Consider the following 8,499-nt stretch of genomic DNA (forward strand, 5'->3'; position numbering starts at 1 on the left):
TTACTAATTATAGAATAATCTATAATTTATCTTTTGTCAACCCCCAATTATAAAAAAATGATAATTTTTCTCAATAACTTTTCCTCTCCTTATTTAGTAATACCCATTTCACTTTATTGATATAAACAAAAAGAGCTGCTGAAAAACTTTTATTTTTCAACAGCTCTTTTACTTTTAGTCTTTATAAAAGGGTAATAATGGTTATAGGTATTTATGTTCTTTTAAAATTTTTATCCCCTTTTCTTTATCTTCCGGGGAAACCATAATTACAGGACCAGCACATCCCATGCCCGTTTCGGCATATATCTTTTCTTTCCATAATACCTTTACTGCATCTTCTAAACCTAAAATATCTATCCCTGTAATTTCTGCAGTTACAGGCTTTTGAGGAGGTGCTATAATCTCTTCTTCTAGTTTTTGCGGTGTTTTTAAAGTATCTAACTCTTTTGTCAACCCTGCTTTTTCGGCAGCTAAAAATTCCTTTTTAGCAATTTCTATCAAGTTATTTCTCACTAACTGATAGGTGTATTGTAAAGCTCCATTGACCACCGGGGCCCCAGATGCCCTAGATATTATGGATATAATATTCTTCATATTTTTACCTATACCTGGTCCATAGCCCCATCCTAAAGTTTCATAATTCCCCCCTGTTGTAAAACTAGAGAATATTTTCATTAAAAGGTTACCTGTTAGTGTATCACAAACCATAACATCACAACTACCGTTTAACAGGTCATTACCCCTCATTACAGAGCCTCCATCTTTTCTAACGGATTGAGCTAGTTGGAAGTCTAGGCCATTTTTTTGTAAAGAGGTCAAAATTCTCTCTACTTGTCGGGAACCTTCTACATTGAGTATCCCTAAAGTTGGTTTTTTAATTCCTGCCCCTTTGGCAGCGATGATCCCTAATATCCCGTTTAATACCATAGCCTCAACTCTATTGGCGGAAGTTGTCCCTGTAGTAGTTGCAATATACATGGCCTTTCCTTTTGCCGGTGTGATAACTCTACCAACCGTTGATATCCCTAAAGGAAAGTTATAATGTAATGTCACTGCTCCCTCTACTTCTTTAGTTTCTAATAAATTTTCTAAAATTTGGTGAGCTTCTTTTTCACAATCGGTATTATACTGGGGAAATTCTTCTGGACCTGGAGGACCGATTAATACTACTTCTAATAATGGATTTTCCTTAACTGCCATGAGGGCTCCTTGTACCAGTTCTTCACTTCCCAATTCACTGCCAATAGTCGTCAATGCCAGTCGGGTCTTTTTCACAGATGTTTTACCATCCAAAAAGTCGGCAATATTTTTTAGGGTGTTAGCCACTTCCAATTTTTCTTTCATTTATTCCACCCCTTTATTCCATTTCAAATTTTTCTGCTACTTCCCTTAAAGCTTTTGCTAATAAAAGATTTAAATTTTTAGAACCCTTTTCTTCTTTTCCTTGCCCAATGTTTTTCTCTACCACAAAGGATAAGCCGTCAAATTGATTAGTCATTCTCGCTAAAAATAAACTACCTTTACCGATGATCATAGCCCTTTGAATATTACCTGCTAAAATATCTCTATGGCAATGGCCGATGTATGGTACTCCCGAAGGAATATGGCCTTGGGTTGGGGCAAAACCGGGCATACCGTGCTTTTCTGTAAATTCTTCTATTTCTGCCCTTTGAATATCTCCCCTTTTTACTCCCAATGCTGCTATCATTTTATAGTTGGCCTTTGGTACATCCCCTGCTCCAGCAGGTTCAGTTATTTCAGGGTTTTGCATTTCAACAGAATATTTATCAATTGATGTTATTTTTAAGTCCCACTTATCTAGAGGATTAGTGACAATACCTTGCATAACAGCTTGGGGAGATGACCCAGCACCGATATTGTGTTTCCCTACAATATCAGTTCTGATTACAGGATTAATTCCATCATCTTCACTAATTAAGATAGCAAAGGCACCTAACACATCTTCTAATACCGGCATCCCTTTTTTGACATGGTCTCTACCGTTCATTCCAAGTTTAGCAGTAGCTCCACCTGCCACCACTACAACGTTTTTGTAAATTCCTGCCTTAACTAAAGCTGCTGCATTTAAAATACCATGGGCAGGAGCAGCACAAAAGGCTCTAGTATCAGAACCAGTGGCATTAACACAACCGGCTATTTCTCCAATGGCTTTAGCAAAGTTACCTCCACCCCTTTGGTTCATATCTCCACAAGCTTCTTCAGAGGTTTCAATGATATAGTCTATTTCCTCTAAAGAAATTCCCGCATTATTTTTTAAATGAAGTAATGCTAAAACCCCTGAAGCTTTTACCACTAAATTTTCTAAAATTATATGGGCAGTTAAATTTTTGTCTGTATCATGGCCTTTTTTAACACAACCTACAACCTTTTCCCCTAAAGTTAATAATTCCCCTCCATTATTAACAGCTTTATTAATTTCCTCTTCTGTAGCATATTTATCTAATTTACTTAAATTAAGATTTTTTATTAAGGGATGATTTTCTAGTTTACCTTTTACTTCTTTAGAAAATTCTTCTGTCAATAGGACCAGGTCAAAGGTATCAGCTATTTTTAATAATCCGTAAAATTCATCTTCCGGCATAATTTCACCAAAGGGACCAAATCTCCCCTTTTCAGCTAATAGATTTTGATACCAAGGCCTAGGAATATTTTTAAGATCTTCTGGTGATATGCTACCTATATAAGCTTGGTTTGGGGGATAAGCTACAACTTCCTCAAAACTCCTTAAATGCTGGGGAAGTTTTTGCAAGTATTCGCTATTAGGATCTTTATCCCTTTCTCCAGTTTGAGTAGTTCCTTGACTAATTAAAAGATTAGGACTATGAATTAAGGCATATGCAGAAGACTTTATAACTGGAAAAGCCATTTTTCCACCTCCAATTTTTTCAAAAAGGGTAATGATTACCATCATTACCCTTTTCCCTTTTAATCTTCAAAAACCGTTTGTCCGTGAACTTCAACTGTCAATGCCTTCAAGGCTTTTCTCACTAAGTTTCTCCTTAGAGCTTTTTCTTCTTCTTTTGTCAATTGTGGATTTCCTAAAGGATGGGGAATTGCCACTGCTGGAACGATTCTATTGGCACCAACGGTTAATGAAATGGGTACCACTGTACATACATGGACTACTGGAATTCCAGCCCTTTCAATTTCTTTTACCATCGTTGCACCGCAACGGGTACAGGTACCTCAGGTGGAAGTTAGAATTACTGCATCTACTCCATCTCTAACTAATTCTTCCCCAATAGCTTTAGCAAAGGCTTTAGCATTAGCAACTGAAGTACCATTACCTACAGTAGCGTAATAATATTTATGAAGGGAACCGATCTCCCCAGCTTCTTCTAATTCTCTAAGAATATCTACTGGCAATACCCTATCACTATCTTCATTGGCATAAACAGGATCATAACCACCATGGGCTGTCTCATGGGTTTCCTCTGTTAGGTCAGTAAATGAAGAAATATCATATTTCCCGTATTTAGAGGCACTAGAGGATTCTATCCTATCAGGATTACCTTTGGGTACAATCCCCCCAGAAGTTACTAAGGCAATTTTAGCTTTTTTCAAATCAACAATTGGTTGATTAGGGGCCACCCTATCAAAATCTGGCATAGGATATTCAGTTACATACTCTTCACCTTTAAGCTTTTTAATCAGCATTTCTACTGCCCGCATGGAACCTCTTTTTTCTGTAAAGTAATTTTTTCTGATACCCCTAGGGAAATAATTATCCCTTTCAGGATTTAACTCTTCTCCCTTAGCCAACTTCTTAATTATCTTGGCCATATCAGAAATTGCTCCACCCATACCTCTAGCAGAATCTGCTGCCTTGACTACATAGGCGTATTTAGAATACATTTCTACACCTGGATTTTCTTGATACATAGCAGTAACCACAGGTATCTGTAATTTATCAAATACTCCTTTAGCCACTGCTCCACAAGCAACCCCATATCTTCCAGCATTGAAAGCTGGACCACACACCACAATATCGGGATTATAACCTCCGATTAGTTCTACTACTTCTTTAGCTACTCCATCAATATTTTCATTGAAATAGGAGTCTCCACAGATAACAGTAGCAACAATTTCCCCTATTTCCCCTATTTGATTAGCCAAAGCCATTCCAGGCCCAACAAAGCCTTCTTTAACCATAGGGGCGATATGGGCTTTATCTTCTCCACCAATTTGTCCGAAAAATTGGTTGAGGTAATGAACTACTCTTAATTTCTCCAAAATACTCCCCTCCTTTTTCAGGTTATAGATACTTACAATACTGCTCCCTGTATGTTTTTACTTCTTTGATAATTTCTTCAACATCTAAAACCATTTCCATCATACTTACTTGTTCATCATAAACATCGGGGTCTACAAAGTTTTTAATTTCATCTTCAAAAATATGGTACACTAGAAGTCCTAACTGGACTCCTGCCAATGGACCTGCGAAGGTGGGATCACCGTTGGTTACAGTTTCAGCAGCTAAACCAGAAGCTTCAGCTTCCGCTCCTCCTAAAACTACGACGATATTTTCTCCACCATGTTTTTCCACTAAGTCTTTAATACGACTTTGATTTTCTAGGTCCATGGCTCCCGCAGCCGTTCAAACAAAACATTCAGTGGTTGTGAAGACAACTTCTCCGCCACCTGAGCGAATACACTCTTCTATAGCTGGCCCGGGAATTCCATCTCTGTCACCAAGGATAACAAATTTTTTACCCTCAAACATCAGAATTCCTCCCTTTAAGATATTGTTGTTTAATTACCTAATTATTTTCAATTACAGATTTTTAGCAGACATTTTATTAAAACCTAATTCATTGGTTGCACCGGTGATAGCTTGAATTTCTACAGTAATCCAACCATCTTTTCCTAAACTACCGGCAAATCCCCCGGCAATTACATCTGCTACTTCTACAAAACCGATTACCTTTTCCATTGGAGGTAAAGTAATCACTTCATTGGCGTTACCAGCAGTGACGACAGCATCGGCAAGTTTATCGGCATCGGCTAAAGATTGGCTAGCTCCATCTCTACCTGCATATTCATCTGTAACCAAAACAGTCTTAATGCCTTTTTCTTCTAATTTTTTACAGTTCATTATTAAGTCTGTATCTGGGTTACCGAAACCTTCTTCTGAAATAATAGCTCCATCTACCCCTAATGATTCCACTAATTTAGCGGTAAAGTTAGAAGAGCGAACTTTATCTAGTAAAGTAACATTTTCATTAGTAATAACTACTCCAACAAAGTTTAACTCTTTACCGTGTTTTTCATATAGATCATGGATTATTGGGTTATTGAGATGATGATAAGTAGTATTTTTATCACAAGCTGAAACACAGTTACCGCTGACAATAGCTCCATCCATTACTTCAGTGGGTTTTAAAAGAGTAGGTAAAATTTTCTTAGCATCTACTCCGTACACATAAGTGTCGTGGAGTAAACCTTGACTTTGTAACATGTACACATAGACTACTTTAGGTAACTCAGGGTATTTAGCATAACTTTGAGCTAAACTTAAAGCCTCATACTCTTGGTATTCTTCCACTTTAACCTCTTTTGCTAAGTTACCAAGGTATTCTGCAGCTTTTAAACCTATCATTCTCACAGCAGCTTCATGTTCATGCTGTTTTAATCCTTCTACAGGATGGCAATTGACAACAACATTTAGGGTTTTAGAAAAAGGTGTATACTCTGCACCAGGACCTGACATATCGATTATTCCTTCTTGGAAACCGACAATTTTACCAGTGGTAACAACTGCCACTCCTTTTAAAACATGGGTAGTTCCCCTTCCCACCATTTCAGGTTTACCTAAAAATCCTGGGAAAATGTTTAGTCCACTGTCTAGTTTTACCCTTGGCTCTATTACATCTTTAACTGGGATAATTCGAACAGATTCACCGGGTTTAGCTAAATCCAATTCTATTTTACTAATCCTTGGATCAGTACTTAAAACCTCTAACATTTCTTCTTTATTAATATATAAAGTAGAGTTGACTATTTCTGACTTGTCAGCAAACTGAACATCTGTGATAACGATATTACCAACCTTTAAAGACATGTTTTCACCCCCTAATTAAAGAACTTCTTGGATATGGGTCTTTAAATCTTCTACTGTAAAATCTTTAGTTAATTCCCAAACCTTTTCACCATCTTTATACATTATGATGGTAGGTAATCCTAATACCTTTTGACCTATCGCTAAACGGCGATTTTCAACAATGTTTACTTTCCCGAATTTTACTTTGTCTTTAAATTCTTCTGCTAGTTTTTCCACTTCTGGCATCAACTCCATACATGGTTCACATTTAGGACTCCAAAAGTCCACTAATACTAAACCCTTACACTCTAATACCTCTTGACTAAAGTTATCTTTGTTAAATTCCAACATCTTCCTCACCTCCTTAAAGGTCTATTTTTTTAGCAAACTGTAAAATTTCTTCAGGGTTTTCCAATCTCTTAACTTGTTGACCATTGTGGAATAACAATAAAGCTGGAACATTATCTACATTGTAACGATTTTTAATCCTTAAGTTTCTATAAGTATCAACTTTAACTAACTTACTTTTTTCTTTATTAAAATTTCGTTCAACTTCAGAAACTAACTGGATACATTCATCGCTACTAGGGGTCCAAAACAGTACTGATACCGGTTTTTCTTCTTCTAATACCTGTTCCCTAAACATTTCTTCTTCATGTATATATTTCTCTGCTGCCACTGCGGCAATGGCTCCATCGGCACAAGCTGTAACAACTTGCCGTAAAAACTTTTGTCTTACATCTCCTACAGCATAAATACCTTCAACTGATGTTTCCATTAAATCATTAGTTAAAATATATCCCCTAGGATCTAGTTCTACTACTCCCTTTAAAAAATCAGTTTTAGGAACAGTTCCGACAAAGATGAAAACACCGTTTACCTCTAAGTCAGTAATTTCTCCTGTTTTAAGGTTTTTGATTTTAACACCTTCTACTATTCCATCCCCTACTATTTCTTCTAAAACGCTATTCCAAATAAACTCTATTTTAGGATTTAGATAGGCCCTTTCTTGAATAACAGGGGTGGCATCTAAAATTCCTTCATCGTGAATAACTATAATGCTAACTTTATTGGCGAATTTAGTTAAATATATGGCTTCTTCTATAGCTGCATCTCCATTACCAACAACAACGACATCAAGATCTTCAAAGAAGTCAGCATCGCAAGTAGCACAATAACTTACACCTTTACCCCTTAAAGCTCCTTCTCCTTTAACCCCTAATACCCTAGGCTCAGCTCCTGTAGCAATAATTACAGCTTTAGCTTGATATTCCCCATTTCTGGTGGAAATCTTTTTGATAAATCCATCGTTAATTATTTCCTTTACCTCATCTTTAACAAACTCTGCCCCAAAAAACTTAGCATGTTCTTCCATCCTTTTAGTCAAGGCCGGACCGGTAGTACCATTAAAGAATCCAGGATAATTTTCCATCTCTTCTGTAGTTGCCGCTTGACCACCAATTTTTCCTTTTTCAATAACCAAGGTTTTAAGCTTTGATCTAGCACCATAAATGGCTGCAGTTAAACCACCAGGCCCACCACCGATTATGATGATGTCATATACCATTTTCTTTTCCCTCCTATAATTTTATTTAATTGTTTCTAAAAAAACACCGTAATCAATAAGCTGATAATCCCTCAAAATATCACTACTCAGAGTTACCATTTTTTTATCACAAAATTTCTTTGCTGTTTTAATAGCATTTTCAATTAAATCTAAAGATGTAAAGTCTAATCTTTCTCCTTCCTTTACAATAATTGTTTTGTATAAGTTAGGATAAGGTTTAATACTAGTACATAAAGGATGATTTAAAAGTCTATAATTTTTGTGTACTAAATCTCTCCCTTTAATTAGTACTTCCGTTAAAGTTTCCACTTTTACTATAGCTAGTTTGTTATTATAGCAGTATTCTTCAACCATCCCGTTATTTGTTATCACTTTCATGTTTTCCACCACCTTATATTTTCCCAAAGAAAAAAGGCAAAGGCTAAAATAGCCATTGCCTCTGTCTTTAAACCTGAGAGATTTCCCCTTATAAAGGGTTGCTCCTTCGGTGTCCTTTTGGACTTTCCAGAGTTCGGTCCCTTTGCGGTCCTTTTGCCTGAGAGTTTATTTTACCCCTTGGCTAAAGGTAAAATTGCTCCTTCGGCGCCACATTTAAGTGGTCTCTCCCGCACAGTTCATCCCTAATATTTAAACTTGTGAATGTAATAACTTTCTTAATAAATTTTATTCGAGAAATATTCAAAGATTCCTGCTAACTTTATTCAGACTTTTTTATACATTGTATAATCTTTGATTATACAAACAAAAAGACCAGCCCGGTTAGGACTGGTCTCAGTTTGTAGACAAAGTCATTTTTTAAAGGCTGTAGTAATTAAACATTCTAACAAAGTTTTGCGTCGAGATTTAAGGCTTCTATCTAAAAGGAAGAAGG

The 8,499-nt window shown here is 36.4% G+C and carries 8 protein-coding genes and 2 riboswitches; all 8 genes read right to left on the bottom strand.

Annotated elements, in window-relative coordinates:
• Positions 1 to 201: 201 nt before the first annotated feature.
• The 8 genes from grdD to BMX60_RS10850 are packed head-to-tail and all read right to left on the bottom strand — an operon-like array spanning position 202 to position 8,006.
• A complete protein-coding gene (gene grdD, locus BMX60_RS10815) occupies positions 202 to 1,344 on the bottom strand; it encodes a glycine/sarcosine/betaine reductase complex component C subunit alpha (RefSeq protein WP_091351459.1) in 1,143 nt (380 codons plus the stop codon).
• Positions 1,345 to 1,357: 13 nt separating this feature from the next.
• On the bottom strand, positions 1,358 to 2,887 hold the full coding sequence (gene grdC / locus BMX60_RS10820; RefSeq protein WP_091351466.1) for a glycine/sarcosine/betaine reductase complex component C subunit beta: 1,530 nt from the start codon (positions 2,885 to 2,887) through the stop codon (positions 1,358 to 1,360).
• A gap of 59 nt (positions 2,888 to 2,946) precedes the next feature.
• Positions 2,947 to 4,254 (bottom strand): glycine reductase complex selenoprotein B, encoded by a 1,308-nt coding sequence (grdB, locus tag BMX60_RS10825; RefSeq protein WP_091351460.1) that lies wholly within the window; start codon positions 4,252 to 4,254, stop codon positions 2,947 to 2,949.
• A 22-nt stretch (positions 4,255 to 4,276) separates the two neighbouring features.
• Positions 4,277 to 4,744, bottom strand: coding sequence for a glycine/sarcosine/betaine reductase complex selenoprotein A (grdA, locus tag BMX60_RS10830; protein WP_091351461.1), 468 nt, complete (start codon positions 4,742 to 4,744; stop codon positions 4,277 to 4,279).
• Positions 4,745 to 4,795: 51 nt separating this feature from the next.
• Positions 4,796 to 6,082 carry a glycine/sarcosine/betaine reductase component B subunit gene (locus tag BMX60_RS10835; protein ID WP_091351462.1) on the bottom strand — a complete coding sequence of 429 codons (1,287 nt, stop codon included), beginning with the start codon at positions 6,080 to 6,082 and terminating at the stop codon, positions 4,796 to 4,798.
• 15 nt (positions 6,083 to 6,097) lie between these two features.
• Complete coding sequence (trxA, locus tag BMX60_RS10840) at positions 6,098 to 6,412, bottom strand: thioredoxin TrxA (protein WP_091351463.1); 315 nt, start codon at positions 6,410 to 6,412, stop codon at positions 6,098 to 6,100.
• 13 nt (positions 6,413 to 6,425) lie between these two features.
• The gene (gene trxB, locus BMX60_RS10845; RefSeq protein WP_091351464.1) at positions 6,426 to 7,628 is read right to left on the bottom strand and encodes a thioredoxin-disulfide reductase; all 1,203 of its coding nucleotides are present in this window, start codon (positions 7,626 to 7,628) and stop codon (positions 6,426 to 6,428) included.
• Positions 7,629 to 7,649: 21 nt separating this feature from the next.
• Positions 7,650 to 8,006: a GrdX family protein gene (locus BMX60_RS10850; protein ID WP_091351465.1), complete on the bottom strand. Its 357-nt coding sequence runs from the start codon at positions 8,004 to 8,006 to the stop codon at positions 7,650 to 7,652.
• A 59-nt stretch (positions 8,007 to 8,065) separates the two neighbouring features.
• Positions 8,066 to 8,138: riboswitch (glycine riboswitch) on the bottom strand.
• A 3-nt stretch (positions 8,139 to 8,141) separates the two neighbouring features.
• Positions 8,142 to 8,246: riboswitch (glycine riboswitch) on the bottom strand.
• Between the last annotated feature and the right edge of the window lie 253 nt (positions 8,247 to 8,499).

It is taken from the genome of Anaerobranca gottschalkii DSM 13577 (genome assembly GCF_900111575.1).
Classification (GTDB): Bacteria; Bacillota; Proteinivoracia; order Proteinivoracales; family Proteinivoracaceae; genus Anaerobranca; species Anaerobranca gottschalkii.